We start from the raw sequence: 25,643 nt of genomic DNA on the forward strand, positions 1-25,643 counted from the left end.
TTATTTATCCTTTTTTGGCATAGTCCCTAGGATGTAGTCCCACAATGGAGAGCTCACCCCAAATGCCACATCTGGGTCTTTGTAATGATGCACTGCATGATTAACCCATAGTACCTTTAGAAAATTCTTGGGCGGCTGATAGGCATGTACAATGTAATGTACGCCTAGGTAGGCTGCATATCCAAACAAAAACCCAGGTAAAAAGTAAAGCGCATAGCTACCCATCACTAAGGTAAACACTAAGTAAAAAATCAAAGCATAGAACGCGCTTACAAATGGCGGCATCGCTAATCTATCCTTATCTTTTGGATAATCGTGATGAACACCATGCACGGTGTATTGGAGCTTGTCTTTTGTAGGAGTATCTGGCTCCATGTGGAAAAAATGCTTATGCATCATATATTCCACAAAAGTAAATGCCAAAAACCCTAACAATAATACTGGAATCCCAATCGAAAGTCCTATTTCAGTAGTAGTGTAAGCATAATAGAATGACACAGAACTGATGGTCAGGAACATAATAATTGGTATGCTAATATGCGTTCTGGATATTTTTTCCAAAACTGGGTTTTTAAACATGGTGGCAGAGCCGTTATTATCGGGTCTGTCCAACCTGCCGATTTTTTTTAAAGTAACGCTCATTTCTATATGGTTTAGTCTCAATATACGAAGAAATAATAACTTGACTAGATAGTCAATAGTTTACAAATTCGGTGCAAATCTAAGCCGGATGGTTTTAATTACGAATGTATTTGTAAATAGTTGAGAAAAATTAAAACTAGATTTTCTCAAAATAAAACTTCGTCGACTCTATGGTTTCGCGATAGTAAGATTCATATAGAGGCAGGATATTGGTGACGTCAAATTCCTTAGCTCTTTTCAAAGCTCTCTCCTTAAAACCTGGTAGATTTTCATCTTTAAGGATCTCAAGGGCTTTCGTTGTCATGGTTGTAATATCTCCTACATTACACACAAAACCCGTTTGCCCATCTATATTTAATTCTGGGATTCCCCCTGCATTAGAGGTCAAAATAGGCACTTCACAGGCCATAGCTTCTAAGGCTGCCAATCCAAAGCTCTCTTTTTCTGAAGGCATCATAAAAAGGTCTGCAACAGATAGAACTTCCTCAACAGCCTCAAGTTTTCCTAAAAATCTGATATCATCACATGTACCTAAGTCTCTACACAATCTTTCCATCTTATCTCGCTCAGGCCCATCCCCTACCAAAAGTAATTTTGCAGGAATTTGCTTTCTCACTTCATAGAAGACCCTAATCACGTCTTCCACCCTTTTGACTTTTCTGAAGTTCGAAGTATGGACTATCAACTTTTCTCCATGCGGACAAATTGCCAATTTGAAATGTTCCTTTTTCTGTTTTTTAAAACGCTCTAAGTCTATGAAATTTGGGATTACTCTAATATCTCTCTTAATCTCAAAATGCTCAACAGTAGCTTTTCTCAGGTCTTCGGAAACAGCGGTCACACCATCTGATTGGTTGATACTAAAGGTAACTACAGGCTCATAGCTAGGATCTTTACCTACCAAAGTAATGTCTGTTCCATGCAAAGTGGTCACAACAGGGATATAAATACCTCGCTCTTTCAAGATTTGCTTGGCCATATAGGCAGCGGAAGCATGCGGAATGGCATAATGAACATGCAAGAGGTCTAGTTGCTCGTATTTCACTACGTTGACCATCTTACTTGCTAGTGCCAGTTCATAAGGAGCATGCTCAAACAAGGGGTAGCTTTTGATATCAACTTCGTGATAGAATAAGTTTTCGCTAAAAAAATCAAGACGAGTAGGCTGTCTATATGTGATAAAGTGAATTTGATGGCCCTCTTTTGCAAGGGCTTTTCCTAACTCAGTCGCGACTACTCCACTACCTCCAAAGGTAGGGTAACAGACTATACCTATTTTCATCAGTTTAAATTTGTTTTTCATTGGTAATCCCAACGTACCGGGACACAAGGTATGAAATCTTCATTTGTAGAAATCAATAGCCACTAAACATCATAACTACTGTTAATTGTTCAAATAAATGAATTTTATTCAGCTCTTTTGACTGATGACTTTTCTGATTTGCCCATGGACCTGTAGATAATATCATGAATCTCAGTACGAACGCCATCCTTCAAAAGCGTATTGTTGTTGGCATCAGGGTGAACTCTATTGGATAAAAACACATAAATCAAGTCATTGTCAGGATCAGCCCAAACACATGTCCCTGTGAAGCCAGTATGACCGAAAGTGCCTTTGGGAGCTAATGCACCCGCACTTCCTCCTTTACCTCTTTCTGGTTCTGGCTTGTCCCAGCCCCAGCCTCTTCTACTTTGGCTTGACTGTCTTTTGGTAAACTCTTTGATTGTCTTTTCATCCAAAAGGTGAACATCTCCATAATGACCACCATTGAGCATCAGCTGCATCATGACTGCAAGGTCATTGGCCGTACCAAATAAGCCCGCATGTCCCGCGACACCTCCATACATGGCTGCTCCCGGATCGTGCACATAGCCGTGAACCAATCTTTTTCTAAAAGTTATATCATCTTCAGTAGGCGCAATCCTATTCAAATCCATTTTCTTGGATGGATTGAAGGTCAAAGTATTAAGCCCTAAAGGTGTATAAAATATCTGCTCCATAAATTCATCCAATGGCTGATTGACAACACGCTCTACCACAGCTTGCATCAAATACATGGTCAAGTCTGAGTAAAGATAGCTGTGTTTCCTTCTATTTGGGTCAGGTTTCCTGAGGTCTGACTTGATAGTCCAATGCCAAATACTGTCTTTTAGACTTTGTGAAGCATACATCTCATTGGCTACTGGTACCGTAAAATCACCAATTGGAGAAGAGCTGTAGAACTCTGATTTCCAAGAACCTGCTTGTACTGTTTTTGCATAATAAGGGATAAAGGCAGGTAAACCGGCTTCGTGAGCCATGATATCACTCAAAATTAGATTGCCCTTGTTCGTATTTTTCAGTTCAGGTAGATACCTTGAAATAGGTTGGTTCATATCAATGATATCTCTGCTCGCTAAGAACATCACAGCTTGGGTAGTGGATAGCACTTTGGTAATAGAGGCCAAATCGTAAACCGTCTGTACCGTCACCGGCTTTTTCTTACTATAATCATAGTGACCATAAGCTTTTTCAAAAACCACTTGGCCGTTTTTAGCAATCAAGACCACAGCTCCAGGAGTAGCTTTTTTACGAATACTAATCTCCATCACTTGGTCTATTTCGCTTAGGATCTCACTATCTAAACCCTGACTTTCTGGAATACTATAAGATAATCTCCCCAAGCCAGGTAGATAACCACCACTTCCTACTGTAATGATCTCACTAATAGAGACAGGCATCATTCCTTGTGCATCCCTGCCTCCAAAAATGATTTCAGGCACCAAGTTCTGCGTGTATTCATTATTCTCAAAAGCTAAAATATTGTGTGGTAGACCATTCAAATATTTTGCGGCATAAGCATTCCCAAAAACGGTAACAATTACAGACTTTTCTTTGCTAAGTTCCTTTATAAAATTGATATCAGACTGATTGATCCCAAAAGAACGACTTGGGCTATTTGTTAATCCCATCAAACCCACGATGATCGTATTGTATGGTTCAAGTTGCTTTTTGAGATTGGCATGCGAGGTCCCATTGGCTCCTTTGTCCAGCTTGAAATGATCCGCTTTGATATACTTATCCACTTTATCTTTGAAAATTTTCCCATCATCGCCTATCGTAATGGTGGCGATATCAAGCAAATCAAGGTTTCTCAATGGTAAGAAGTTATTCTTATTGGATGTAACTGTGATCGAATTTGCATGCAAACGTTCTACCAGTAGCTCAGTTTCTTTGGTATTCAAGCGCTCAACAAGCCCTTTGGTATTGATCGAAGGAGTCTTGTCAAGTCCAGCCCAGTACTTTGCCTTGAGTACTTTGGTCACCCTATCATCTACTTCTTGTCTGGATAGCTTCCCTTCTTCCACTGCTTGCAAAATCATCTGCTTAGCCTTAGGTACATCTTGGGAATAGAGTAAAATATCATTACCTGCAAGTAGCGCTAATAGATCCACCTCCCCAGGCTTATAATAGTTACTCACTCCCTTCATATTCAATGCATCGGTAAAAATAAGCCCACTGAAATTCATTTGATTTTGTAAAAGGTCTGTGACCACATATTTTGAAAGTGTTGTGGCTTTATTTTTTTCAGCATCCAAGCTTGGGATATGAAGATGGGCAACCATCACAGACATCAAATCCTCGTCAATCAACTCTCTGTATGGATATAAATCAATATCCTTGATACGATTTTCAGAATGCCTGATGACTGGTAATGAATAATGCGAATCAGATTCTGTATCTCCATGGCCAGGGAAATGCTTGGCATTTGCAAGAACTCCATTGTCCTGTAAACCCTTCATATAGGCTTTGGATTTCTTCGCAACCAATCTCTTTTCTTCTCCAAAGGCCCTAAATCCAATAACAGGATTCTCAGGATTAGAATTTACATCCACTACAGGAGCAAAATTGATATGCATCCCCAATTCTTTAAACTGACGAGCAATCTCTTTTCCCATATCGTAAATCAACCTCTCGTCTGGCAATGCACCCAGGGTCATAGCCTTAGGAAAAGTTAGGACAGAATCTAGTCTCATATTGACCCCCCACTCAGCATCCATGGCTATAAAGAGTGGTGTCTTGGAAATCGACTGATAGTAATTAGTCAAATTTGCCTGTCTTACTGGACCTCCCTGAAAAAATATTAAGCCCCCAAGGTTCTCCTCTTTGATCAATTTGGCAATCTCTTGCTTGTGTTGCTCGCCCTTGTTGGAATAAGCAGCTACCATAAAAAGCTGACCTAGACGCTCCTCAAAAGTCTGGGAGTTGAATACTGAATCTACCCATTCCATCTGCTTACGGTAGTCCTTCGCAGCTAATGGATCTCTCTTCTTTCGCGCTACGATTAGGGTTGAGTCTGTATCATTTATAGCAATACCCGTTTCGGAGGAGTCAGCCAATACTGCCAAAGGCAGCTCCAAACTCCGTGCAGCATCGGTATGAAATATCACCACCAAGCCTAAAAGTGCGCTCCAAACTTTTATTCGCATGCTTATGTTTAATTTTTATTGCTTAATATTTAAAATAACTTTGTATGAATATACAATGTATTCATCAAACATACCTCAACTTCATCATTAGAAATATCCAATTTTGATAGAAGGTGATATATATTGAATACAACGTAATAAAGTACAAAAGAATCTAAACTGAGTATGAAATTTCCATCGATCTTCAAAACGGCAAGACCCATGAGCTTTGACATCAAGCCAAGGTATTATGATCCTGTCAAAGAAGAAATAGACCAAAGAACACAAAGGATCAAGAGACAGCTACAGGCTGACGGTAAGCTCAAATCTGATGAGGAAATTACTGATGCTTTCAGAAGTGACTATGGATCCCCTATCAGAGGAGCTTTTGCTCAGGGTGGGCCAATCAAAGGAAGGCAGAGTTCTATTGTAACTTCAGCAGGAATGCTTCGCCTTTTTATCTTTATGCTCTTGATTGGAGGCATGATGGGCTACATTTACTTCGGATCGATTGTCCTATACATTGTTCTCTATCTCTCAATTGGCGGAGGCTTGGCAGGCCTCTTTTTCAGACTGAAAGCAAGTAGGAGGAAATGAACAATATCATTCAACTCCTTCCTGACGCCATTGCCAATCAGATCGCAGCCGGTGAGGTGGTACAAAGACCAGCTTCTGCACTCAAAGAAATGCTCGAAAATGCAGTAGACGCAGAGGCCAAACAAATCCAAGTCATTGTCAAAGATGCAGGGAAAGCCTTGATGCAAGTCATCGATGATGGAAAAGGTATGAGCCTGACCGATGCTAGGATGTGCTTTGAAAGACATGCAACCTCAAAAATCAGAACTTCTGAAGATCTTTTTGCCATTAGAACATTTGGTTTCAGAGGTGAGGCCATGGCATCTATCGCTGCAGTAGCGCAGGTTGAAATGAAAACTCGTCAACAAGGGGAAGAATTAGGCACTTTGATTCAAATTGAGGGGTCTGAATTCAAAAAACAAGAACCAATCTCTTGTCCAGAAGGTACATCTATCGCGGTCAAAAATCTTTTTTTCAATGTCCCTGCGAGAAGAAACTTCCTCAAATCCAATCCAGTGGAGATGAAACACTTGGTAGAAGAGTTTCAAAGAGTAGCATTATCCTATCCAGAAATTGGGTTCACCTTCCATCAAAACGACATGGAGCTATTCAACCTTACTCCAGGAAAACTCAGTCAACGCATCGTAGGGATCTTTGGAAAAAACCATCAAACTCAACTTGTCAGCTGCAAAGAAGATACACCACATTTGAATGTAAAAGGCTATATAGGTAAACCAGAAAATGCCAAAAAAACACGCGGTGAACAATATTTCTTTGTCAACAATAGATACATTAAAAGCAACTACCTACATCATGCCGTAGCCAATGCTTTCGAAGGGCTGATGCCTGCTGATATGCATCCCTTTTATGTTTTGTTCTTAGAAATCGATCCATCGCATATCGATATCAATGTGCATCCTACCAAAACAGAAATCAAGTTTGACGACGAAAGAACAGTCTATGCTGTAATTCGCTCTGCGGTAAAACAAGCTTTGGGAGCGCACAATGTCGTCCCCACCTTGGATTTCAACATGGATGTAAATTTTGCTGAAAACTGGGGCAAAGACGAAAATCGCAAAGCCGCCGTGGGTTTAGAAAATAGCTATAAACCTGACGAGCCTTACAAAGATAATGCTTACAAAAGCTTTCAGACCCCAACCTTCAAAAGGCAGGATGTATCAGGTTGGGAGAAGCTTTTTGAGGGGGCAGAACAAAACAAAAACTGGGAAAGAAAAACTCCTGAAAGAGAGGAAGAAAGAGATTTTCTAACATTTTCATCAAAAGCAAATGAAGATGACTTGAAGGAAAGTATTTTTCCGAAAGATCAAGAAAATACAGGAGCAACTTTCCAAGTGGAGCAGAGTTATATCATTGCTCAGATGTCATCCGGACTTTTGATATTGGATCAGCAAGCATCCCATGAAAGAATTCTCTATGAAAGGTACAGCAGGCAACTCAATAACAATGCAGGGGTATCTCAGCAGTGCTTGTTCCCACAGCATATCCAATTGAGCCCAGCTGATTTTGCATTGGTCTTAGATATCAAAGAGGAACTTCATAGCTTAGGCTTCGTAATAGATGTATTTGGAAAAGAGACCATCCTGATCCAAGGAACACCAGCAGATGTACAGATGACCAACGAGAAAATCCTTTTTGAAGGATTATTGGAGCAGTTCAAGCATTTCAAATCTGAATTATCCTTGGACAATAGGGAAAACCTAGCGCGGTCACTTGCCAAAAGATCATCCATCAAAAAAGGGAAAAAGCTAGATCCCTCAGAAATGGAAACCTTGGTTGGTCAATTATTTGCCTGCCAAAATCCAAATTATGGGCTTGCTGGGAACAAAACCTTCGTCAAACTAGATTTAAATAAAATACACGCTTTTTTCAATAGATAAGCTCATGTTCAGAAACCTCACACCAGTAGTCAAGAACCTTCTGCTAATCAATATCGCCATGTTTGTTGTGGCTAGTTATTTCATGCCGCAGCTAGAAAGGATGTTTGCGCTATACTATGTCCAAAGCCCTAGGTTCATGCCTACCCAGTTTTTGACTTACATGTTCATGCATGCCAACTTCTGGCATTTGTTCAGCAATATGTTTGGTCTATTCATTTTTGGACCATTACTGGAGCAATTTCTAGGACCAAAAAAACTTCTCACGCTCTGGATGGTATGTGGTGTAGGTAGTGGTTTACTTTACTCTGGATACAATGCTTACAGAATTGGGCAGTTAGACAATCAAATTGAAGCATTCTACGCTAACCCAAGTCCTGAAAGATTCAATGATTTTGTCAAAGATAACCGACATTTATTCAAGTCAGGAGTTTATGACTTCATCGATGATTACACCAAAAACCCAGAGAGTAAAACTATGATTCAAAGGGCTAAGGAAAATTACATGGGAATCAGAGACATTCAGATCAATATTCCTATGGTAGGAGCATCTGGTGCATTATTTGGGATCCTGATTGCTTTTGCGATGTTTTTCCCAAACACTGAATTACTCTTGTTATTTCCTCCTATGCCTGTGAAAGCGAAGTATTTGGTGTTATTTTATGGTCTATACACAGTGTATAATATCATCAATAACAGTCCGACTGATAATGTGGCACATTTCGCGCATTTGAGCGGATTGATAATAGGGGTAGGTTTAGTATATTATTGGAAGAAAAACAGAAATAACTTTTACTAAAAGAAAAGGCTATGTACGGAGGATTTTGGGATAATTTGAGGAATGCGTTTCGACACAGCAATAACAGCCTGTATAAGTTGATTGCCATCAATCTCTTGGTGTTTGTGTCTGTGCTGGTAGTCAGGATCGTTCTGAGCTTCTCTGGTGCAGGTGCGCTTTATAAGACACTGTTGGGGTATTTGATGATGCCTGCTGATCTTGGACAATTTATATTCCAGCCTTGGTCTATTTTGACATACATGTTCCTTCACGAGGGCATATTTCACATTCTTTTCAATATGCTATTTCTATTTTGGTTTGGCATGTTGGTCAATGAATACTTGGGAAGTAGAAAGCTTGCTAATATTTATATTTTAGGAGGACTTGCAGGGGCTGCTTTATACGTATTGATGTATAACATTTCACCTATGTTCACAGAAGTACTACCAGCAGCTAAAATGCTAGGTGCTAGTGCGGGAGTATATGCCATCGTTGTGGCAGCAGCCACCTTGGCTCCTAATACCACTTTTCGCTTAATCCTTATAGGACCAGTAAAAATCAAATACATCGCTATATTCTATGTGTTCATTGCTTTTGCAAATTCAGCTGGAAGCAATGCCGGAGGTGAGCTGGCACATTTAGGAGGCGCTGCGATGGGTTTTTGGTATATTCTGCAACTCAAAAAAGGGAATGACTGGGGTAGGCCTATTCAAGCAGTAGGTCAATTTTTTGAAGGACTGCTTTCAAATAGGAGTAAAATCAAAGTTACTTACAAGAAAAAAACTTACTCTAGCCAAGAAACAAAAAGCAGCAGAACAAATCGCTCTACTGCTTCTTTCTCAAATTCTTCCGAGACTACACAAGAAGAAATTGATATGATTTTGGATAAAATTGCCGAAAAAGGCTACGAAGCCCTTAGTAAAGACGAAAAGAGAAAACTTTTCGAATTCAGTAAGAAATAATTCAGTTCAGATTTAAAACTGCCCCTACCCTCAATACTGGCCATCTGGTATTCTGGCTCTGCATTTTCACTTCGGTGATAAAACCGAATTTCTCTGTAGCAGCAAGATAAGCTCCAACACCAAGGTTTCCTCCTGGTCTCGTCTGTAATAATCCTGGATCTCCTTGTTGCGTATTGATCCAGTAATTACTGTATCCTGCGAGTACATATACTTGAGATACCCCTTCAGTCAAATAATACTTCAAATCCGCATTCAGATTAAAGGAGTTTCCGATATCTGGAAACCACACTGTGAATGTCGGAGCCAAAGAAAGTCTATCTGCAAAAAAATACTCTACGCCTATGAAAGTCCCTAGGTCTTTGATGGTAAGACGATAATCACCACCTGCCATCAATCGAGCTTCCCCATGTTGTTGTGCAAAAACTCCAGCAGTCAAAAAACTTAGAAATAGAATCAATATTATTTTTTTCATCCCCATATAATTAAGAATCATTGATAAAACCTGATTTCAGGGTAGAAATTAAGTGGCTTTACCAAGGATTCAAAGGTAATGTAGGATTTCATTCTAATATTTTCTCAAATCTGGCCAAGCGGCCCTGAGCATCCATGCCTTCGATGACAATTAGATGTTTTTTAGCGATATCAGTATTGTAATACTTAATCTTCGCTTTTCCTGATTCATCAATTTTCAAATTTGGATTCCAATAGATGGTACTTCTCTTATCAGGGATTGCGTTTTCAGCTGTCTTTGTCTCGTAATTTGGCTGATAGAATTCCCGAGCAGCTGAGTAGCCAGAAATATTAGATACTAGGCTTCCAGTTGATTCACCAACATACCTATCCCCTATTTTTGTGTAAACAGCTATTATGCCATTTGAACCTTGTGAACCAAAAATTGCTGTACTTGCAGGATCTTTAAAAACATCAATAGTTGAAACATCTCTAGGATTTACTTGCATTAAAGTAAATGCATCAACTTGAATATTATTTAATAAGTATAATGGTTCTGAACTTGAACTGATTGTTCCCACTCCTCTAATCAACACAGAAGCATTCATTCCTGAAATTGTTACTTGAACACCAGCAACTCTTCCTTGAATCATTTGAAAAATGTTTACAAATCCATCTGAACCAACAATATTTTCTGGTTTTAAAACTGCATCTCCTTCCCCATATATTTTCACTTGACGCATTTTTTCTTCCACTAAAGATTGATCCTTTATTTCAAAAACATCCAATTCCATTTCCAGCTCATCATCAAACATTCGTGTCATTATTCTTCTTGCTGGAAATGATTCTAAAAGTCCTTGCGGTGCTTTAAGCCCTTCTAATGACTTCACTTTGATTTTTTCAAAAAATTTCTTTTCCTCAAAAATCTCAATATCCAAATAATCCTTTAACCTTTCATCTTTCGCAGATACATTTAGACTCTTACTGTCGAAAAACAAAAGATCAGAGACAATAAATCTGCCATTCTCTCCAAAGTTTGTCTTGATTATTTCTTCACCATTCCCAACCATGAAGGTTACCTCACCTCCCTTAAGGCCTCTTTTCGTACTTCCTTTATCCTTTACTATGCCTTCTAAAGTCAACCCTTGCTCAATAGTTCTATTATTAGGAGGATACTTTGTAGCATTTACATCAGCCCAATCTATTCTTCTCCAGCCGTTGGTCATCATCACTAAGTCCAAGGCTAATAAAGTATCTTCTTCTCTATCTTTAAAATAATATTGAGGCTTATAAATTGCTCCTTTTAAGTCTGAATTCAACAAAAGCTCACTTACGATCCCTTTAGTTGAAAGTGTTTCAATAGGTACTTGATCCATGTCAACTATACTTACCGAAAACCTTCCCCCCGAAAATATTTCCTGAACCTTTGTAGTAATATCTAGAGATGCTTGCGAACGAGGGCTGTAACTACTGGTCGCAGACACATCAATATTAATCAGCAAGGATTCATCATAATGAAAAAACAACCGCTCTAAAAGTGGCTTACCTTCAGAAGACAATACAGTAACATGATTTATACCTGGTAGTATATTAGCCTTCGGAAGCCTAACTCCCCATATCCCATTATTGAGGCCTCCAGCTATCATATAGTTAATCATCCCTCTTGTATGACTTACTAGAACCATATCCTCCCCTAACTCATTCCCTTGAATAAAAACAGTAATATAAGCAAGCTCAGGGTTATTGATCACCTGCATTACAAGCCCTTTTGATTCAATTTTTGGTAAAGCTACTTCTCTAACTTCATTTGAATGAAGCTCTTTTAACTTCACTTTATAAGAAGTCCCGTATTCAGGCTTAAGCTCAAACTTACCCATGCCTCCAAAAAATGTACTAAATTTAATTTCCTGACTTTCATCTAGAAGTTCCCCTTCAAAATCAACAGGGCTTCCATCTGGAAATAAACCTTTGAATGCAACTTGACTTTTATAACCAGACACTAAATGTCCTCCCTCCGGCAAGAACTGAACATCTGCTAATAAAAAAGAATATGGAATTTTCTGACTCTTTTTCACTTTATAACTATCATTTTCCAAATAGCTCAACTCAATGAATTGATTTGAAAAAGGTTTCAATGGAAAATTAAAAGATAGGGAAGCCTGTCCTAGAGCATTCAGTTCTATACTTCTCTCTGCAAACTCCTCTCCATCCCCTATCGCCTTGAGAGTTATTTGCTTATTTGACAATGCTCTCCCTTGGGCATCAATCACGTCTACATTAATATTGTACCTAACCTGATCTCCTACTACTTCTCTGCCTTCAAAATCTACTCGAGGAAAAAACACCATATTCTGTGCATCAAATACCTCTATGGCTGAACTGTAAAAATATTCAGCTCCAAAATTTTCCATCCAAGCAGTGTAGGCCTTGATTTGAAATACTCCCTCTTTTCCAAAATCTGGCAACTTGAAGTCTCCATTTCCAAATCCTTCTTCAATTAGTACTTTCTTTTGAATGACTAATTCCCCATTACTATCAAACAAGTCGACATATAAGGTTTTACTAAGCGGGCTGGGAACTTGAGTTCCTCCAGCTGTCAAGTATGCACTAAACCAAATATCCTCTCCAAATGTATAAACACTTTTGTCCAAGTGAAGGTGAACCTTTTCCGTAGGGAACTCAGCTTGAAGGTTGGTAAAGTATTCTAAAATTTTTTTTGTCAATGGCTCATTTTGTTGAAATGACAGGAAAACAAAACCAGTAATAAAAATCAGAAGCGGTGTACTTCTTTTGTAAAAAGATCTCATAACATTGATTATTTAATTAGTTTTTAAATATAAGAGAAAAATGAACTGCCAACCAAATCCTTTTAAACTTGATTAAGAATTATTCAGGAGTTTTTAACAAAATCATACTTTTACAAACGGAATACTGGTAATGTTGTTCTACCCAAACTCTGATATTCCCATATTAACCAATCACTCCCCAAGCTCACCAACTTCATTCTTATTGGCCAACTGCCCACAGGCTGCATCTATGTCCTGACCTCTAGATTTCCTAACTTTTGCAATGATCCCTTGGCCCTCCAATATCCTGATATACATTTCTACAGCTTCTTGAGAGGCTTGCCTAAATTCTCCTTCATCTATAGGATTGTATTGAATGATATTGACTTTCGAAGGAATAAGCTTACAAAATTTGGCCAATGCCTTTGCGTGTGCTTCATCATCATTGATCCCATCCCATATGACATATTCATAAGTAACTTTCCTTTTGGTCTTCTGATACCAATATTTGAGCGACTCAGCGAGGTCTTCTAGTGGGTTGACATCATTTATCGGCATCAAGCGACTTCTTGTTTCATTAATCGCTGAATGTAAAGAAATGGCCAAATTGAACTTCACTTCATCATCTGCCATTTTTTTGATCATCTTGGGAATCCCTACAGTGGAAAGCGTAATCCTCCTAGGCGCCATTCCAAGTCCCTCTGGAGAAGTGATTTTATCAATCGCCTCTATCACATTATTGTAATTCAACAAAGGCTCACCCATACCCATAAACACTATATTGGTCAATGGCCTGCTAAAGTATGTCTCAGCTTCATCTTTGATCGCCACCACCTGATCGTAAATTTCGTCAGGGTTAAGATTACGCATGCGCTTTAACCTGGCTGTTGCACAGAAATTACAATCCAGACTACATCCTACTTGAGAAGACACACAAGCTGTTATTCTTTTGGAGGTAGGTATCAATACGGATTCGACTATCTTATTGTCATATAATTTGACTGCATTCTTGATGGTGCCATCAGAAGAATGCTGCATTAAGTCTACTAAAATATGATTGATGGTGAAATTAGCTTTTAACATCTCCCTAGTCTCCTTGGAAATATTACTCATGTCATCAAAATTCTTCAAGGACTTATTCCAAAGCCAATCATAAACCTGCTTGGCTCGAAATTTCTTGTCCCCTTGATTGACAAAAAACTCTTCTAACTGTTCCAGTGAAAACTTTCTGATATCTTTTTTTAAGCTACTCTCCATTTTGCAAAGTTAATCAAAATCAAAGAGCTTTGACTAATTCGAAATTTGGATAGCGTTACCAAATGATTTTTTTAACTTGAGGTGATAAATCTAATCCATGATCAATAAAATACTTCTTGAAATTCTGTATCGCTTTAAGCTAACTTTTTCGAAAATCAAACTGAAATTCGGGATTAAAACAGGTTTTGTAAAATCCCTTATGATCGCTCCATACAAAGGGTTTGGCAGTAGAGAAAAAGTCTATTTGATAGGAAGGGTGCTAAAAGATCGCGGCATAGGGCTTTCTGAGATAAGTGATAGCCGATGGAAGAATTTCTCAAAGATGTACAAGCGTTTTATGTCCTGGGAAATCCCAAATGTAAAAGTGAAGGCAACTATTAACGGAGATTCTTGGATAGCTGAAACAGATGACGAAGGCTATTTCGAGTTTTTCATCAATCCCAAGCAGCCCCTTCAAAATACCACACCTTGGGTTAGTTTGGAATTAGAACTTATTGATCAAATAGTACCCAACCAAGGTAAAGTAAATACTAAAGCTAGGGTGATTATCCCTACAAAGGATGTGGAATATGGCATCATCTCTGATATTGACGATACGATTGTCCCTACTGGTGCTACTAGAATCTGGGAAATGCTCAAGACGACTTTTCTTGGTAATGCTCACAGAAGAATTCCTTTCCCTGGTGTAGCTGCATTTTATCAGGCTTTAGAAAAGGGAACCGATGGAAAAGAAAACAACCCTTTATTTTATGTCTCGAGCAGTCCTTGGAACTTATATGATTTTCTGACTGAAATGATGTCTGTGCACGGCATTCCTTTGGGACCATTAATGCTACGAGACTTAGGGTTATCCAGAGAGCAACTCATCGCTGGGAGTCATTTTGATCATAAGCTTTCCCAAGTAGAAAAAATTTTTGAACTGGTTCCTGACATACCTTTTATCTTGATAGGAGATTCTGGCCAATATGATCCTGAAATCTACCTCCAAGTGATCAAAGACTATCCTGGAAGGGTGAAGATGATCTATATCCGTCATGTTTCCGAAAAAAGAAAAGAAACTGTATTGCACGTCAAAAATAAAATGAAATCACTAGGCGTAGATATGCTGCTCATCGAAGATACCTTAAAAGCAGCCGAGGATGCGCTTTCAAAAGGTTGGATTAGAGAGGATGATATACAAGATATCATCAATGAAAAAATTCAGGATGGTCTCAATAACTCCTAAAACCAATCTCCCCTTGCTTAACAAACCAATATTGTGTCCAATCAAATGCCCAATTTGAAATCGAAGCTGAACCCTTAGTTGTCATTTTCGAAGCTTCAAACATTTTTACCGCAGATTCATTCAAATCCCAAGTCAAGGGAACCCCCGAAGACATGACTTCTGGCGCTAAGCCTGATTGTTCCAAAAAATAAACTTCATTTTGACCTACTACCTGAATTTCTCCTTCTGAACCTATCAATAGAGCTGTTCTTTCATCCACTGCTATTCCTCTAATTGGTAATTCAGACTGAGAACTGAGTCTTGCGATAAAAGCGAAAAGACGTCCTTCTCTATTCCGTTGTGAAAAATGCTGATCTGTAATCACCCCTTGCAGCATTGGATGATTGATCAAAGTAGATTTTCTAACTGTCAGCCTTTCATCAAATGGATTGGCTAGTGCTTCTGTACTAATGATACTGCCATTCTCACCTGTGTAGACATACTCACCCATAATCGCACAACCTGCACTTGTGCCTCCTATTGGGATTTGCTTTTCATGAATCAAGTAATGTAACGCTTCCTCAACCTTAGTTCCTTCCCAAAGCCTCAGATAATTGGATTGATCTCCTCCAGCTATAAAAACAGCTTCTGCATTTCTTAACGTCTCAATTACTTTTGGGTCATTGGCAGCCTCCGGCGTATTGATTCTAAGCGTTTCCACAGAATTAGCATTCCCAAGCCCAAGAATATAATTATTGTAAGCATCAGCTCCTGTCACACGAATAACAACAAAATCCCCTCCTCCTGACTTTTCTATCATCCACTTGAATGCTTGATCCACATCGGTACTTCCCCCCATCAAAACCACTCCCGTGGATGATGAGGTCTGAATATCCTCAGAACTCCCAACTCTACCCAAAGAAAAGGGATTGCCATCTTGATTCGGGGGAATTGGAGATGAAATCTCATCTCCTCCACAAGCAAGCATCATGGAAAACACTAAGGGTAGTATTGTCATAAGGCTTTTATTAAAGCAATTCACTTTATTGAAAATTGAGATAGACAGTAATGCTTTTTCTTCTAATTGATTGAATCGCATCCCTAAATGCTGGATCTGTGGCTTCAGGTCTATACATATCCAATAGTCCATGAGAAAATCTTACCTCTGGCGAAAACTTGAAATACTTGAAGTACATATCAAATCCAATCCCCAAATCCACAGTAAAATCTCGACCCAAGGTACCAATACCCTCTATGTCTGCTTCTTCTTGGTCTTTGGTACGAAACATTGCTGATCCTCCTGCTGTGAAAAACATGCGAGAATTGTTGAACCTCTGCGCTTTATATTTAAAATGGAGCGGAAACTCCACCATAGTCGCCTCATTGATTGTAGTCCTCGTAGTAAAAAAATTATTTTCATCAATAGTATTGGCATCGGGATTACTTACAAAGGTATTGATATCTGTCCTAAATTCGTAGAAACCAACTTTTGGCGTTAGAATTAAATTCAATTGATCATGTAGTCTGAAAGTAGCCAAAAAACCTAATGAAAAACCTGGAGTGTAGATCGGCATAATACTCTGAATATTAGCTAGCGCAGGATCAGTTATGAAAGCATCTGTATACTTCAGCCTCCAATAATTGGTATGAGATGCTAGAAAAAAGCCATAGGAAATAAGTTTATCATCTTGACCAGACTGACTAATCTCTTTGAATCGGGCCTGTGCTGTCACAGACCCGATTGAAAGGATCAATAAAAAATTGAAAACAATTATTTTTCTCCAATATAAATTGAGCTGATACCGAATGTCAGTGGTTTGCATTTTGTGTCTTTAAAGCCAACTTTTTCCAAAACTTTCAGAAAGTCGTTTCCATCTGGAAATGCCTGAACAGACTCAGGCAAATAGGTGTAAGCGGAGTTATCCTTGGAAACGAGTTTCCCTATTTGAGGTAAAATATATTTGAAATAAAAGTTATATCCTTGTTTCATCGGGAATTTTTTTGGCTTGGAGAATTCAACGATGACTGTTTTCCCTCCAGGTCTCAGCACTCTGTACATATCAGCGAGTCCTTTTTCCAGATTTTCAAAGTTTCTAACTCCAAAGGAAACGATGACCGCATCGAATTTATTATCCTCAAAAAGTAGCTTCTCAGAATCTCCCATTTGCATATCAATGATGTGATCTAGCTTTCGCTTTTTCATCTTCTTCTTACCCTCTTCTAGCATACCAGCTGAGATATCTACCCCAATGATCTTATCAGGATTCAAGGCTAAGGCTTCGATAGCGAAGTCACCAGTGCCAGTTGCAATATCCAAAATCAATTTAGGCTGATCTGCTTTGAGCATTTTGATCGCCTTTTTTCTCCAGATGATGTCAATCCCTAAACTGAGCAGATGATTCAAAAAATCATATTTCTTACTTATGTTATTAAACATCTCCGCAACTTGCTCCTTTTTCCCCGCGTCTTTCTCTTTGTATGGTACTACTGACATGAATTCCTGTTCTAATGATTTGCAATATTACTAAGTAAACCCGAGCAATGGAAAAATGTTAAGAATTTATAGCTTCTGAAGAGTCTCAATGACCGGTATTTTCTTTGCATCGCAGGTATTAAGCTAGTCAAGATCGAATATTTCTTTGGAAAGGCTTAACTTTGTCAAAAATTAAGATCATGATCAAAAAAGCAACCTTTTTAATCAGTAATACAGATTACAAAAAATGCCCAAATCCTGATAAACCAGAATTTGCTTTCATCGGACGCTCCAATGTCGGCAAAAGCTCTTTGATCAATATGCTAGCTAATAATAAAAATCTAGCAAAGACTTCTGGAAGGCCAGGAAAAACCCAACTGATCAATCACTTTTTGATTGATGAAAAATGGTATATGGTCGATCTACCAGGCTATGGCTTTGCCAAGGTGAGCAAAAACATCAAGTCTGATTGGGAAAATATGATCCGTGCTTACCTGTCAAATCGTGAAAATCTTGTCGCCCTTTTTGTATTGATTGATAGCAGATTAGACCCTCAAAAAATCGATTTAGAATTCATCACTTGGTGTGGAGAAAACGGGATACCTATAGTTTTGGTATTTACAAAAGCAGATAAACAGTCTCTGCCAAAAACACAATCAGTTGTAGCCAAGTTTATAAAAGCGTCCAAAACCATCTTTGAAGAAGCCCCGCTTTACTTCATTACATCAGCAGAAAATGCTAAAGGAAAGGAAGAGTTAACTGGCTTTATCGAAGAACAGGTTGACGAATTTTATCAGGAAAAAAACTAGCCCTTGGGCTTTTAATGTGAAAGTCTATATTTGCATGCTCATTTAGAAAACGAAATCATGAAATTTAACGAAATAGCTACCGTATCAGGCAAACCAGGACTTTACAAAATCTTGAAACCAACAAGAAGTGGGGTGATTTTGGAGTCTATGGATGAAAAAAAAGGTAAACTTGTCGTAGGTGCTAACCAAAGAGTTTCCGTGCTTAGCGAAATCTCTATGTACACCATGACAGAAGAAGGCGCGTCTCCTTTAGAAGATATTATGATCAAGATTGAAGCTGAATTCAAAGGAGACATTGGCTTAGACAGCACTGCTGATGCAGATGAATTGCAAGCTTTCCTGAAGCATGTATTACCTGATTATGATGAAGACAAAGTATATCCATCAGACATCAAAAAACTGGTAAGTTGGTACAAAATTATCAGAGCACATGCTCCAGAAGTATTGGAAGAGCAACCTGAAGAAAATTCAGAAAAAACAGAAGGATAAAATAAATTACCTCAGAAAATATAAAACTCGCAGGACACAAAATTCCTGCGAGTTTTTTTAATTGACAATCTATTCAGCCCTCATATGAACGCCTCTTTCATTCAAGACACTTTTCAATTGATCAAGAAGGATTTCCAAATCGAAACCACTGAGTCTATCGAAGCTGAGGAGGCACTACTCCAATTCCTCAAACCAATTATTCATCACATGCTCAATAGGGATTTTGAGAGGCTTCTCCAAATCTGCTACAGAATAGACCTTGGAGAAAATAGACTCAAGCAAATTCTCCATGAAACCGATCCAGAACTGATGGTGGACGAGCTGTGCATCGCCATCATCAAGAGGCAGAAACAGAAAATCGAGATTCGGAGAAAATATGCACAATGAGCTATTTAGCAGCTACTACATTATCTTTTCCCACAAATGACATCGCTTCCTCCACCATCTTCTTTGAACCTATATACAATGGAGTTCTTTGATGGAGAGAAGTTGGCTGAATATCAAGAATCCTTTGGCTACCATCAGTGGCTGCGGCTCCCGCCTGTTCTGCTATAAAAGCCAAAGCATTGGCTTCATAAAGTAATCTAAGTTTCCCCTCAGGGTTTTTTGCCGTTTCAGGATAGATGTAGATGCCACCTTTTAGCAAATTTCTATGAAAGTCTGCGACCAAACTCCCTATATATCTTGCACTATACTCTCTGCTTTTACAGGTATCTAAATAGGCGTTAAGCCCTTTACTGAAAGTTTTAGACGCACCTTCGTTGACAGAGAAGATTTTCCCATCTTCAGGGGCTTTCATTTCTGGGTGAGAAAGGAAAAATTCACCAAGTGATTGTTCATAGGTAAATCCATTGACACCACATCCAGTGGTATATACGAGCATAGTAGATGACCCATAGAGTACGTATCCAGCAGCGACCTGCTTGCTACCAGGCTGCATGATATCTTCCAGTTGAATCGGGCTACCAACAGGTGTCACCCTTCTGTAAATAGAAAAAATCGTTCCAATGGAAATATTGACATCGATATTGGAGGATCCATCAAGAGGGTCAATCGCAACCACATATTTACCCGAGGAGTTTTGTAAATCAATAACTTCATCATCTTCTTCAGAAACAACAGCACAGACCTCACCTCCTTTGGTCAAAGCCCTGGTAAACCTGATGTTCGCAATCACATCCAGTTTCTGTTGCTCCTCTCCTTGGACGTTGGTTTGACCAAATGCTCCCCCGATATTTGCAAGACCAGCTCTATTGGTTTCGCGATTTACTATCTTTGTAGCAAGGGCAATATCTCTCAAGAGCTGTGACAGCTCCCCAGAAGCAAAAGGGAAATCGTCTTGTTTCTTTTTGATGAATCTGTCTAGGGTTACCCCAACCGAATAGGCCAAGGAAGAATCATTGGGAATATAGGGCTTAATTTTCATATATTAGAAAAGTACAAATTAATAAATTGAACATTTGAAATTACAACTTAAATCCTGATGTCAAAAGCAATTGTTTTCAAATTTGGAGGGGCTTCCGTGAAAGATGCCGAATCTATCAAAAACCTATTCAATATTTTATTCAAACGATTGCAAACACCAATGATTCTGGTGATTTCTGCTATGGGGAAGACTACAAATGCCATAGAAGAAATTTTAAAGACAAAACTCAATCAAGAGGACTATTCTTTGAAATGTGCAATTATAAAAGACCAACACTTGAATGTTTGCGAATCTCTATTTCCAAAAGAGCACGAGATTTTTGAAAAAGTAGCATTTCAATTTGAAATGCTACTAAAAGAATTACATAAGCCCTTAGACAAAGAAAATTATGACGAATTTTATGACCAGGTCATCGTATTTGGTGAGCTTGTATCTACCCTCATTATTCAAGCTTACTTCAGTTATAGAGGGGTATCTTCCACTTGGCTAGACGCGCGAGATCTCATCAGTACCAATTCCGAATTCAGATTTGCTAAAGTAAATTGGACTTCCACCCAAACTAAAATCAATGAAATATTAAAACCGATTGCTGAAAAATCACTGGTCGTAACACAAGGCTTCATTGGTAAAGACACTTTAGGGAAAAGTACAACACTTGGAAGAGAAGGCTCAGATTTCACCGCTTCAATTCTTGCTTATTGCCTAGATGCCTCTGCAGTTACTATTTGGAAAGACGTAGAAGGTGTGCTCAATGCAGATCCAAAAAAATTTAAAAAAACGACCAAATTTGAAGAATTAGACTACCATGAAGCAGCCGAATTGACTTACTATGGAGCCTCTGTGATTCATCCCAAGACCATCAAACCTTTAGCAAACAAAAATATCCCACTTTTTGTAAAATCATTTTTGAGGCCTGATGGCTCAGGGACAAAAATCCATCAGGTAGCCAAAGCAAATACCGTCCCTTGTATCGTACTCAAAGAAGCACAAATATTGGTAACCTTCAAGGTTACGGACTTTACTTTTATCAATGAGCAACATATGCATCTAGTATACTCAGAATTGGAAAAACTCAAACTGAAGGTTAATCTGCTACAGACATCTGCTATAAGCATTTCAATTGTAATCGACGAACAGCTTTTCAAGCTAGAAAAACTTATTCTGAGTTTGAATTCAGCTTTTCAAATCAAATATAATACAGACCTTAATCTGATCACCATCAAAAACCCAACTTCCAAAATGATCAAAAAAATGATGCAGAATAAAGCTGTACTTATGGAGCAAATCACGAGAACTACCTTCCAGATAGTATACAAAACCTTAGGCTAGAATACGATCTACTGTTTTCTCGATTCCTGACAAATAACTCTCCCCAAACAACAAGAGGTGGACTAAGAGTGGGTAGAGATTATATACCTCCACGCGTTGTTCAAATCCACTTTCTAATGGGAATACTTCTTCATAGGCTTCATAGAATCGAGGATCAAACCCTCCAAACATCCTAGAAAAAGCCAAATCTACCTCCCTGTGTCCATAATAGATTGCAGGATCGACGATTAATGGACTACCGAATTGGTCTGGCAACACATTACCTGACCAAAAGTCTCCATGTAAAAGTGCTGGCTTTTCCTTTGGGAAGAAGTTATGCAATCTTGGATATATCTCTCGGAACTTATCTAAAAATTCAGCCCCGACAAGGTTTTCATAATAAGCCTTCCCAATCATTGGCTCCAGCCTTTGGTTGATAAAAAACTCAGACCAGCTTTCATGAGGTTGATTAAATTGCTCTAGAGATGCAATATAGTTGTCACTATCCAGCCCAAACTCTGATTGCGTAGCCATATGCATCTGAGCTAAGCCAAATCCCAATTGTTCCCAGTAGTCTTTATTAGCCGGAGTAGAAGCCACCCAGTCCATCAATAAAAAACAATAATCTTCAAGTTGCCCAAAATGATATACTTTTGGAATGTTAAGCGGGCAAAATTCACTCATCAAGGCTAATCCCTCGGCTTCTTTTTGAAAAATGTCTTTCCTATGATCAAAATTTAACTTTAAAAAGAAATTACCTGCACTGGTAAGGAGCTGTACACCCTGATTAAAATTCCCTGCTGCTATCAACCGAGCCTGATGGACTTTGATATCTTCACCTAAACTTTGAAAAAGTATCTGCTCGTAAATTTGGGTTTGATCAAACATACATCTGATGCTCCTGTTTGAGGAATTGCAGAAAATGACTGATCGATTCATCTAAGATTTCATATACTTCTTCAAACTTCTCCATTCCACCATAATAAGGGTCGGGTACCTCTAGTTCTTCTGCATTAGGCTGAAATTCTCTAATTAGATACACTTGATCATGATTGACACCATATTTGACAATCAAATTTTCAATATTTTTTTTGTTCGCCTTATCCATGGCAAGGATGTAATCAAACTCACGGATATCAACTCTATTGATCTGCCTCCCTCGGTGATTGACAGCTACCCCTCTATCTGAGGCACACTGAAGCGTACGCTCATCAGGCAGCTCTCCAATATGGTAGTCTGATGTACCACAGCTGTCACTTTTAAACTTATCAGTTAATCCATTCTCCTTAAGTTTATGATTGAATATAGCCTCAGCAAGTGGAGAACGACAAATATTACCTAAACAAACAAATAAAACACTAATCATTGAATCAAATATCTGAACTGGGATAATTTAAGCAGGTTACAAGATAAATAATTTTTACTGAGGATTTCAAATGACTATTATATAAAACTTGAAAAAGTAAATAAGAAGCACAAAATATTATTTCACCTTTGATAAGGACATCAGTTGAAGGCTTTGCTCAAATTAATTTTACCAATATTTTTTTACCATAATCTAATTTTAAACAACGATTGCCAAATATTATTTGGTGATTTTTTTGAAAGATTTTCAATGATCAGTACCTTTGTATAACAATTCGCAAATAATAACTATTGTTATTTAGAAATTATTCAATGAACAGGATCGCTGTCAAAGACAAAATCACTAACAAAGGCTTGAAATTCACTCATCAAAGAATGGTCATTCTCAAGGCTCTGGAAGCATCCGTTGCTCATCCCACAGCTGAGCAAGTTTTTGATTTGATTTCCATTGACAATCCATCTATTTCCCTTGGAACTGTATATAAGACGCTTGATAGCTTTGTACATGCTGGAATATTAAGAAAATTCATTGATCAAAAAGGCGTCATGCGCTTCGATGCAATATTAGAAGCACATAGCCACCTTTATTGTAAGGATACGCATGAAATTAGAGATTATAGAAATGAAGCCTTTGAGCAATTGTTAAAGGATTTCATTTCTAAAAACAACTTTGAAGATTTTGAGATTGATGAAATCTCTGTGGTGTTCAAAGGCTTCAAAAAAACAGAAACTATTATCTAATATTAAACACAAAAATTATGTCATTAGTAGGAAAAAAAGCCCCTATTTTCAGCACAGCAGCTGTAATCAATGGTGAAGAAATCGTTGAAAACTTCTCTTTGGAGCAATACATTGGCAACAAAGAAGTTGTATTCTTCTTCTATCCAAAAGATTTCACATTCGTATGCCCAACTGAAATCTTGGCTTTCCAAGAAAAATTGGCTGAATTCGAGAAAAGAGGCGTAGCAGTAGTAGGTGCTTCTACAGATACTGAAGAAACTCACCTTGCATGGTTAGCTACTCCAAAAGCACAAGGAGGAATCGAAGGCGTTACCTACCCATTGGTGGCAGATACTGCAAAAACTATCGCTCACAATTTTGGTGTATTGGCTGGTGAGTGGAACTACAACGAAGAAGGCGAATTGACTTTCGAAGGAGCTCCTGTAGCTTTTAGAGGTACTTTCTTGATCGATAAAAATGGTGTTGTGAGACAAGAAACTATCAATGACCTTCCGCTAGGAAGAAACATTGACGAAATGATCAGATTGGTAGATGCACTTCAGCACGTAGAAAAATTCGGTGAAGTATGTCCAGCAAACTGGGAAGAAGGAAAAGAAGCAATGACTGCTACTAAAGAAGGTGTTTCTGCTTATTTGAGCAAAAACTGATTCTAATTGGTAAATATCTTAAAAGCCTCGATCCATTTGGATTGAGGCTTTTTCATTTCAATTAATTTTTATTTCTTGCCTTATTATTTCAATATTCTCAACAAACCTACCAGATTTAAACAAATTTTTACGTGATGAAATTACTATATGATTTTTCGATGACATTGCTTTCTATTTTAGTAAAGCTACTACAAAATAGTCGGCCAAAAATCAGGGCATTTGTCGAAGGTAGAAAAAATACTTTTCGGGAAATTCAAACCTTCAAAGAAAACACCAAAAACCCGGTGGCTTGGTTCCATGTAGCTTCACTTGGGGAGTATGAACAGGCAAAACCCGTTATCAAACAACTTAAAGAAGAGAAACCAGACCTCAGCATCGTACTTACATTCTACAGCCCTTCAGGCTATGAAAACGTTAAGAAAAAAAAGCAAGAGCACATTGATCTTATTATTTACCTTCCAATAGATACTGCTAAGAACTCTGAAAAATTCATCAATCTGCTCCAGCCAAGTATGGTGTTTTTTGTAAAATATGACCTTTGGGCAAATTATATCTTAGAGGCGAAGAAACAGCGTATCCCTCTTTTTCTTTTCTCTGCTTCTATGCGAGAGGATCAAGTTTATTTCCAAATATTTGGCGGGTTTTTCAGAAAAACACTTCGCGCTTTCGATCATGTATTCACTCAAAACGAGCGAAGCATAGACTTACTTCGTCAGATCAAAATAACCAATTGCACCCAAACTGGAGATACCAGGTTCGATAGGGTAAGTGAAATCAGTGCTGACCCAAAATCATATCCAGAAATAGAGGCATTTTGTAAAGGTTCCAAGACCATAGTCATTGGCTCAGCATGGGAAGAAGATATGAAAATCTGGATCCCTTGGATCAATCAAGCATCAAACTATAAATTCATCATCGCTCCACATGACATACACCCTGATCAAATAGATCTTTGGGCAAGTCAAATCGAGTTGCCTTCTATCAAATATTCATCTATCAGTGATTTACAAAATGAATCTGTACTTTTCATAGATAACATCGGCATGCTTTCATCATTGTATCAGTATGCATATACTGCTTACGTAGGTGGTGCTTTTGGGAAGGGGCTACACAATATCCTTGAACCTTTGGCATTTAAAATTCCGGTGCTCTTTGGAAATTTGAAAAAACCAAAAAAATTCCCAGAAGCAAAAATCAGCATAGATTATGGTGCTAGCGCTGCTGTTGCTAACTTTGAGGACTTAAAGTCCACCATGGAGGCATTGGAGGATGCTACACTCTATCATACCACCTGCCAAGCGGCTGAGAAATTGGTGAAAGAAAATCGAGGTAGTGCTAAAAAAATCATTGAAGTGGTTTTAAAATATACCGCTTAACACATCAATC

Annotated in this window: 24 protein-coding genes; 12 read left to right on the plus strand and 12 right to left on the minus strand. The window is 38.4% G+C overall.

Going from position 1 to position 25,643, the window contains the following annotated elements:
* From BW935_RS00240 to BW935_RS00250, 3 genes are all read right to left on the minus strand, one after another.
* Positions 1-642, minus strand: a complete 642-nt coding sequence (locus BW935_RS00240; RefSeq protein ID WP_076497414.1) for a sterol desaturase family protein — start codon at positions 640-642, stop codon at positions 1-3.
* 136 nt (positions 643-778) lie between these two features.
* Complete coding sequence (bshA, locus tag BW935_RS00245; protein WP_076498111.1) at positions 779-1,924, minus strand: N-acetyl-alpha-D-glucosaminyl L-malate synthase BshA; 1,146 nt, start codon at positions 1,922-1,924, stop codon at positions 779-781.
* 125 nt (positions 1,925-2,049) lie between these two features.
* Positions 2,050-5,112, minus strand: coding sequence for a serine hydrolase domain-containing protein (locus tag BW935_RS00250; RefSeq protein ID WP_076497416.1), 3,063 nt, complete (start codon positions 5,110-5,112; stop codon positions 2,050-2,052).
* Positions 5,113-5,277: 165 nt separating this feature from the next.
* Here BW935_RS00250 and BW935_RS00255 point away from each other — a divergent pair, with 165 nt between their 5' ends.
* The 4 genes from BW935_RS00255 to BW935_RS00270 are packed head-to-tail and all read left to right on the plus strand — an operon-like array spanning position 5,278 to position 9,302.
* Positions 5,278-5,688 (plus strand): hypothetical protein, encoded by a 411-nt coding sequence (locus BW935_RS00255; RefSeq protein ID WP_076497418.1) that lies wholly within the window; start codon positions 5,278-5,280, stop codon positions 5,686-5,688.
* Positions 5,685-7,565: a DNA mismatch repair endonuclease MutL gene (mutL, locus tag BW935_RS00260; protein ID WP_076497420.1), complete on the plus strand. Its 1,881-nt coding sequence runs from the start codon at positions 5,685-5,687 to the stop codon at positions 7,563-7,565. The genes BW935_RS00255 and mutL overlap by 4 nt, the downstream gene beginning before the upstream one ends.
* A gap of 4 nt (positions 7,566-7,569) precedes the next feature.
* Positions 7,570-8,361 (plus strand): rhomboid family intramembrane serine protease, encoded by a 792-nt coding sequence (locus BW935_RS00265; protein WP_076497422.1) that lies wholly within the window; start codon positions 7,570-7,572, stop codon positions 8,359-8,361.
* Between the two features lie 11 nt (positions 8,362-8,372).
* Positions 8,373-9,302, plus strand: a complete 930-nt coding sequence (locus tag BW935_RS00270) for a rhomboid family protein (RefSeq protein ID WP_076497423.1) — start codon at positions 8,373-8,375, stop codon at positions 9,300-9,302.
* A gap of 1 nt (position 9,303) precedes the next feature.
* Here the strand turns inward: BW935_RS00270 and BW935_RS00275 are convergent, their stop codons facing one another.
* The 3 genes from BW935_RS00275 to rlmN all read right to left on the minus strand — a co-directional run bounded on the left by BW935_RS00275 (position 9,304) and on the right by rlmN (position 13,795).
* Entirely contained in the window at positions 9,304-9,774 is a 471-nt protein-coding gene (locus tag BW935_RS00275) for a hypothetical protein (RefSeq protein ID WP_076498114.1), read from the minus strand.
* Positions 9,775-9,862: 88 nt separating this feature from the next.
* Complete coding sequence (locus tag BW935_RS00280; RefSeq protein ID WP_076497425.1) at positions 9,863-12,559, minus strand: TonB-dependent receptor plug domain-containing protein; 2,697 nt, start codon at positions 12,557-12,559, stop codon at positions 9,863-9,865.
* A gap of 171 nt (positions 12,560-12,730) precedes the next feature.
* Positions 12,731-13,795 (minus strand): dual-specificity RNA methyltransferase RlmN, encoded by a 1,065-nt coding sequence (gene rlmN, locus BW935_RS00285; protein WP_076497427.1) that lies wholly within the window; start codon positions 13,793-13,795, stop codon positions 12,731-12,733.
* 97 nt (positions 13,796-13,892) lie between these two features.
* Here rlmN and BW935_RS00290 point away from each other — a divergent pair, with 97 nt between their 5' ends.
* Positions 13,893-15,020, plus strand: coding sequence for an App1 family protein (locus BW935_RS00290; protein WP_076497429.1), 1,128 nt, complete (start codon positions 13,893-13,895; stop codon positions 15,018-15,020).
* On the opposite strand, the gene BW935_RS00295 is transcribed toward BW935_RS00290, so the two are convergent.
* The 3 genes from BW935_RS00295 to ubiE are packed head-to-tail and all read right to left on the minus strand — an operon-like array spanning position 15,007 to position 17,493.
* Positions 15,007-16,017, minus strand: a complete 1,011-nt coding sequence (locus BW935_RS00295; protein WP_076498117.1) for a cyanophycinase — start codon at positions 16,015-16,017, stop codon at positions 15,007-15,009. The genes BW935_RS00290 and BW935_RS00295 overlap by 14 nt on opposite strands.
* Before the next feature lie 25 nt (positions 16,018-16,042).
* Positions 16,043-16,732: a type IX secretion/gliding motility protein PorT/SprT gene (gene porT / locus BW935_RS00300; protein WP_449374837.1), complete on the minus strand. Its 690-nt coding sequence runs from the start codon at positions 16,730-16,732 to the stop codon at positions 16,043-16,045.
* A 38-nt stretch (positions 16,733-16,770) separates the two neighbouring features.
* Positions 16,771-17,493 (minus strand): bifunctional demethylmenaquinone methyltransferase/2-methoxy-6-polyprenyl-1,4-benzoquinol methylase UbiE, encoded by a 723-nt coding sequence (gene ubiE, locus BW935_RS00305; protein WP_076497433.1) that lies wholly within the window; start codon positions 17,491-17,493, stop codon positions 16,771-16,773.
* Between the two features lie 179 nt (positions 17,494-17,672).
* On the opposite strand from ubiE, the gene yihA reads away from it, so the two are divergent.
* From yihA to BW935_RS00320, 3 genes are all read left to right on the plus strand, one after another.
* Positions 17,673-18,281 (plus strand): ribosome biogenesis GTP-binding protein YihA/YsxC, encoded by a 609-nt coding sequence (gene yihA, locus BW935_RS00310; protein WP_076497435.1) that lies wholly within the window; start codon positions 17,673-17,675, stop codon positions 18,279-18,281.
* A 57-nt stretch (positions 18,282-18,338) separates the two neighbouring features.
* The gene (locus BW935_RS00315; protein WP_076497437.1) at positions 18,339-18,770 is read left to right on the plus strand and encodes a DUF5606 family protein; all 432 of its coding nucleotides are present in this window, start codon (positions 18,339-18,341) and stop codon (positions 18,768-18,770) included.
* A gap of 84 nt (positions 18,771-18,854) precedes the next feature.
* On the plus strand, positions 18,855-19,157 hold the full coding sequence (locus tag BW935_RS00320; protein ID WP_076497439.1) for a hypothetical protein: 303 nt from the start codon (positions 18,855-18,857) through the stop codon (positions 19,155-19,157).
* Position 19,158: 1 nt separating this feature from the next.
* On the opposite strand, the gene fbp is transcribed toward BW935_RS00320, so the two are convergent.
* Positions 19,159-20,196, minus strand: a complete 1,038-nt coding sequence (fbp, locus tag BW935_RS00325; RefSeq protein WP_076497441.1) for a class 1 fructose-bisphosphatase — start codon at positions 20,194-20,196, stop codon at positions 19,159-19,161.
* 57 nt (positions 20,197-20,253) lie between these two features.
* Between fbp and BW935_RS00330 the strand changes: the two genes are divergently transcribed.
* On the plus strand, positions 20,254-21,525 hold the full coding sequence (locus BW935_RS00330) for an aspartate kinase (protein ID WP_076497443.1): 1,272 nt from the start codon (positions 20,254-20,256) through the stop codon (positions 21,523-21,525).
* On the opposite strand, the gene BW935_RS00335 is transcribed toward BW935_RS00330, so the two are convergent.
* Together BW935_RS00335 and BW935_RS00340 are read right to left on the minus strand one after the other, a co-directional pair.
* On the minus strand, positions 21,517-22,392 hold the full coding sequence (locus BW935_RS00335; protein WP_076497445.1) for a fructosamine kinase family protein: 876 nt from the start codon (positions 22,390-22,392) through the stop codon (positions 21,517-21,519). The two genes, BW935_RS00330 and BW935_RS00335, sit on opposite strands and share 9 nt — an antisense overlap.
* Positions 22,385-22,870: a low molecular weight protein-tyrosine-phosphatase gene (locus tag BW935_RS00340; protein WP_076497447.1), complete on the minus strand. Its 486-nt coding sequence runs from the start codon at positions 22,868-22,870 to the stop codon at positions 22,385-22,387. The genes BW935_RS00335 and BW935_RS00340 overlap by 8 nt, the downstream gene beginning before the upstream one ends.
* 311 nt (positions 22,871-23,181) lie before the next feature.
* On the opposite strand from BW935_RS00340, the gene BW935_RS00345 reads away from it, so the two are divergent.
* The 3 genes from BW935_RS00345 to BW935_RS00355 all read left to right on the plus strand — a co-directional run bounded on the left by BW935_RS00345 (position 23,182) and on the right by BW935_RS00355 (position 25,633).
* Entirely contained in the window at positions 23,182-23,610 is a 429-nt protein-coding gene (locus BW935_RS00345) for a Fur family transcriptional regulator (RefSeq protein ID WP_076497449.1), read from the plus strand.
* A 17-nt stretch (positions 23,611-23,627) separates the two neighbouring features.
* The gene (locus BW935_RS00350; protein WP_076497450.1) at positions 23,628-24,257 is read left to right on the plus strand and encodes a peroxiredoxin; all 630 of its coding nucleotides are present in this window, start codon (positions 23,628-23,630) and stop codon (positions 24,255-24,257) included.
* Between the two features lie 134 nt (positions 24,258-24,391).
* Complete coding sequence (locus tag BW935_RS00355; protein WP_076497452.1) at positions 24,392-25,633, plus strand: 3-deoxy-D-manno-octulosonic acid transferase; 1,242 nt, start codon at positions 24,392-24,394, stop codon at positions 25,631-25,633.
* The last annotated feature ends 10 nt before the right edge of the window (positions 25,634-25,643 follow it).

It is taken from the genome of Belliella pelovolcani (genome assembly GCF_900156785.1).
In the GTDB taxonomy this organism is placed as follows: domain Bacteria; phylum Bacteroidota; class Bacteroidia; order Cytophagales; family Cyclobacteriaceae; genus Belliella; species Belliella pelovolcani.

What these genes read in the sequence shown, in the direction of transcription:
- BW935_RS00345 (WP_076497449.1), top strand. Translation starts at nt 23,182, where the DNA reads ATGAACAGGATCGCTGTCAAAGACAAAATCACTAACAAAGGCTTGAAA.
- fbp (WP_076497441.1), bottom strand. Translation starts at nt 20,196, where the DNA reads ATGAAAATTAAGCCCTATATTCCCAATGATTCTTCCTTGGCCTATTCG.
- BW935_RS00290 (WP_076497429.1), top strand. Translation starts at nt 13,893, where the DNA reads ATGATCAATAAAATACTTCTTGAAATTCTGTATCGCTTTAAGCTAACT.
- BW935_RS00270 (WP_076497423.1), top strand. Translation starts at nt 8,373, where the DNA reads ATGTACGGAGGATTTTGGGATAATTTGAGGAATGCGTTTCGACACAGC.
- BW935_RS00265 (WP_076497422.1), top strand. Translation starts at nt 7,570, where the DNA reads ATGTTCAGAAACCTCACACCAGTAGTCAAGAACCTTCTGCTAATCAAT.
- BW935_RS00330 (WP_076497443.1), top strand. Translation starts at nt 20,254, where the DNA reads ATGTCAAAAGCAATTGTTTTCAAATTTGGAGGGGCTTCCGTGAAAGAT.
- rlmN (WP_076497427.1), bottom strand. Translation starts at nt 13,795, where the DNA reads ATGGAGAGTAGCTTAAAAAAAGATATCAGAAAGTTTTCACTGGAACAG.
- BW935_RS00320 (WP_076497439.1), top strand. Translation starts at nt 18,855, where the DNA reads ATGAACGCCTCTTTCATTCAAGACACTTTTCAATTGATCAAGAAGGAT.
- BW935_RS00315 (WP_076497437.1), top strand. Translation starts at nt 18,339, where the DNA reads ATGAAATTTAACGAAATAGCTACCGTATCAGGCAAACCAGGACTTTAC.
- mutL (WP_076497420.1), top strand. Translation starts at nt 5,685, where the DNA reads ATGAACAATATCATTCAACTCCTTCCTGACGCCATTGCCAATCAGATC.
- BW935_RS00240 (WP_076497414.1), bottom strand. Translation starts at nt 642, where the DNA reads ATGAGCGTTACTTTAAAAAAAATCGGCAGGTTGGACAGACCCGATAAT.
- BW935_RS00295 (WP_076498117.1), bottom strand. Translation starts at nt 16,017, where the DNA reads ATGACAATACTACCCTTAGTGTTTTCCATGATGCTTGCTTGTGGAGGA.
- BW935_RS00340 (WP_076497447.1), bottom strand. Translation starts at nt 22,870, where the DNA reads ATGATTAGTGTTTTATTTGTTTGTTTAGGTAATATTTGTCGTTCTCCA.
- ubiE (WP_076497433.1), bottom strand. Translation starts at nt 17,493, where the DNA reads ATGTCAGTAGTACCATACAAAGAGAAAGACGCGGGGAAAAAGGAGCAA.
- BW935_RS00275 (WP_076498114.1), bottom strand. Translation starts at nt 9,774, where the DNA reads ATGAAAAAAATAATATTGATTCTATTTCTAAGTTTTTTGACTGCTGGA.
- bshA (WP_076498111.1), bottom strand. Translation starts at nt 1,924, where the DNA reads ATGAAAATAGGTATAGTCTGTTACCCTACCTTTGGAGGTAGTGGAGTA.
- BW935_RS00280 (WP_076497425.1), bottom strand. Translation starts at nt 12,559, where the DNA reads ATGAGATCTTTTTACAAAAGAAGTACACCGCTTCTGATTTTTATTACT.
- BW935_RS00335 (WP_076497445.1), bottom strand. Translation starts at nt 22,392, where the DNA reads ATGTTTGATCAAACCCAAATTTACGAGCAGATACTTTTTCAAAGTTTA.
- BW935_RS00250 (WP_076497416.1), bottom strand. Translation starts at nt 5,112, where the DNA reads ATGCGAATAAAAGTTTGGAGCGCACTTTTAGGCTTGGTGGTGATATTT.
- yihA (WP_076497435.1), top strand. Translation starts at nt 17,673, where the DNA reads ATGATCAAAAAAGCAACCTTTTTAATCAGTAATACAGATTACAAAAAA.
- BW935_RS00255 (WP_076497418.1), top strand. Translation starts at nt 5,278, where the DNA reads ATGAAATTTCCATCGATCTTCAAAACGGCAAGACCCATGAGCTTTGAC.
- BW935_RS00350 (WP_076497450.1), top strand. Translation starts at nt 23,628, where the DNA reads ATGTCATTAGTAGGAAAAAAAGCCCCTATTTTCAGCACAGCAGCTGTA.
- BW935_RS00355 (WP_076497452.1), top strand. Translation starts at nt 24,392, where the DNA reads ATGAAATTACTATATGATTTTTCGATGACATTGCTTTCTATTTTAGTA.